This is a genomic window from Streptomyces sp. W16, assembly GCF_033194735.1.
Classification (GTDB): Bacteria; Actinomycetota; Actinomycetes; order Streptomycetales; family Streptomycetaceae; genus Streptomyces.
This window is the reverse complement of the sequence record NZ_JAWOAI010000963.1, coordinates 1-1,955: the sequence shown is the minus strand read 5'-3', so window position 1 is coordinate 1,955 and position 1,955 is coordinate 1. Positions and strand designations below refer to the sequence as shown.

General features: G+C 69.3%; 2 protein-coding genes and 1 pseudogene. 2 read left to right on the top strand and 1 reads right to left on the bottom strand.

Features of this window, described 5'->3' with window-relative positions:
• Positions 1-184: 184 nt before the first annotated feature.
• Entirely contained in the window at positions 185-940 is a 756-nt protein-coding gene (locus R6V09_RS51960) for a creatininase family protein (RefSeq protein ID WP_317888374.1), read from the bottom strand.
• A 38-nt stretch (positions 941-978) separates the two neighbouring features.
• Here R6V09_RS51960 and ribA point away from each other — a divergent pair, with 38 nt between their 5' ends.
• Positions 979-1,641 carry a GTP cyclohydrolase II gene (ribA, locus tag R6V09_RS51955; RefSeq protein WP_317888373.1) on the top strand — a complete coding sequence of 221 codons (663 nt, stop codon included), beginning with the start codon at positions 979-981 and terminating at the stop codon, positions 1,639-1,641.
• Between the two features lie 33 nt (positions 1,642-1,674).
• Positions 1,675-1,955, top strand: a pseudogene (locus R6V09_RS51950) (ornithine cyclodeaminase family protein); the annotation flags it as partial.

Genomic DNA, 1,955 nt, shown 5'->3' with positions numbered 1-1,955 from the left:
GCGTCACCGCCTGGGCGTTCGGCGCCGCGGGCCTCGGCGCGACCAGCGGACTGTCCGTCTCCGTGATCTACGGCGTGCTCAGCTTCGCCGCCGCCGCGCCCGGCCTGCTGGTCCTGGTCGCCCGCTGGTACACCGGCCTGCGCACCGCCGGGCCCGGCACCGCCGTACCGGACCCGGCACCCGCTCAGGAGTCCGCGGTCAGCATCGAGAAATACGCGCCGAAGGAATCGGCGAGGCTCGCCAGCAGTGCCTTCCCCTTTTCCGCCGAGCCGAGGGACGGGCGCCCGATGACGCCCGACTCGGTATAGCCGGACATACCGAGCGTCAGGAGATGGCGACGGTCGTCGGCGACGAAATCGGAAGTCTCGTATCCGGGACGGATCAATTCGGGATGAGCGTGCAGAAGAATGGAGGTCTCGATTTCCCCCGCGTGCATATCGGTGAGCAGCGAGGTCACCACCCCCGCCCGCTCCAGCGCCGCCTCCCAGTCCTCGGCGGCCGGGAACAGCGCCATCCGCCCACCGCGCGCGGAGGACTCCTGAACGACGTTGCCCAGTACGTAGTTTCCGCCGTGACCGTTGACCACCACCAGGGTCTCGACCCCCGAGCGGCGGAGCGAGTCCGCGATGTCCCGCACCACCGCATGAAGGGTCACGGAAGAGATGCTGACGGTCCCCGGCCAGGCCGCGTGCTCGTGCGAGCAAGCCATCGTCACCGGCGGGAGGAGATGCACCGGGTACGACGCGGCGATCTCCCGGGCCACGGCACAGGCGACGAGCGTGTCGGTCGCCAGCGGGAGGAACGGGCCGTGCTGCTCGAAACTGCCGACCGGAAGGACGGCGACCTGTGCTGAGACACTTGCCCCCCTAGCCCGTACGTCCTCCGTGGTGTCCGCCGGCACCAGTCCGTATGCCGCCGTCCGTGAGCCCGAACCATTCATTGTTTCACGGCCTTTCGTCTCTGCTTAGGAACCAGATCATGACAGAAAACATTGGCGTACTCGGCAAGCAGAAGTCCGCGCAGCCCAGGGGCGCGGAACGCGTCGTGAATGCTCCGTTGCCCACCGTGTACGGCAAATTCCAGGCGATCGGCTACCTGGACCACGACCGTGGTGACGAGCAAGTGGCCCTGGTCTACGGCGACATCGGCACGGACGACGTACTCACCCGGCTGCATTCGGAGTGCCTGACGGGCGACGCCTTCGGCTCGCAGCACTGCGAGTGCGGCGACCAGCTGGACGCGGCGATGCGGGCCGTGGTCGCCGAAGGCCGGGGCATAGTCGTCTACTTGAGGGGCCACGAGGGCCGCGGCATAGGCCTGCTCGCCAAGCTGCGTGCGATGGCCCTGCAGGCGGAGGGCCTGGACACCGTCGAGGCGAACCTCGCCCTCGGCCTGCCGGTCGACGCCCGCGACTACCGCGTGGCCGCCGAGATCCTGCACGACCTGGGGGTGGCGAGCGTCCGCCTGCTCTCCAACAACCCGCGCAAACGCGAGGCGTTGCTGGAACACGGCATCAAAGTCTCCGAAGAGGTACCGCTGTTGATCCCGCCCTGCGAGAACAACATCACCTACCTGCGCACCAAGCGGGAGCGTCTCGACCACCACCTGCCCCATCTGGACGCGGTGGCGCACTGGTCCTGATTCCGGTGGGCGGAGTCCGGACAGGAAGAGGGAATGACCGACGACGTCCTCTTCCTCTCCGGCAACCGGGCCCCGGCCCAGGTCCGCGCGACCGCCCGGGTCCGGGACCTGGAATCCGTACGACTGTGGGGCCCGGACCCCGGGCACCGCACCCGTGACGCCGCGACGTCGGCCGCCGAACTGCCCTTCCCCGTCGAGGCGTTGGACAGCGCATGGCAAGCCGTCACCGGCGCGTCCCTGTTCGCGCCCGGCCGCACGGTCGTCGGCGCGGGGTCCTTCGAACCCACCGGCCGCGAGGTCGATCCCGAGGTCGT